1 pseudogene is annotated in these 262 nt (G+C 50.4%); it reads right to left on the reverse strand.

The window, feature by feature from the left end:
• Positions 1–262, reverse strand: a pseudogene (locus SB765_RS30805) (molecular chaperone DnaJ); the annotation flags it as partial.

Genomic DNA, 262 nt, shown 5'->3' on the forward strand with positions numbered 1-262 from the left:
GCTTAGAACCCGCTTTGGCACCGCTGCCATCACACGGGTCACAACTAACCCAAGTCGGTACTTTAATTTCAACGTCTTTACCACGAACCGCTTCTTCTAAGCTTAAATCCATGTTGTAACGTAAATCTGAACCACGCTGCTGGCGAGATTGGCGTCGGCCACCGCCGCCTCCAAAAATATCACCGAATACATCACCAAAAATATCACCAAAATCACCTTGACCGCCACCAAAGCCACCGTGACCACCGCCACCACCTTGTTC

It is taken from the genome of Pseudomonas sp. SIMBA_067 (assembly GCF_046534675.1).
In the GTDB taxonomy this organism is placed as follows: domain Bacteria; phylum Pseudomonadota; class Gammaproteobacteria; order Pseudomonadales; family Pseudomonadaceae; genus Aquipseudomonas; species Aquipseudomonas putida.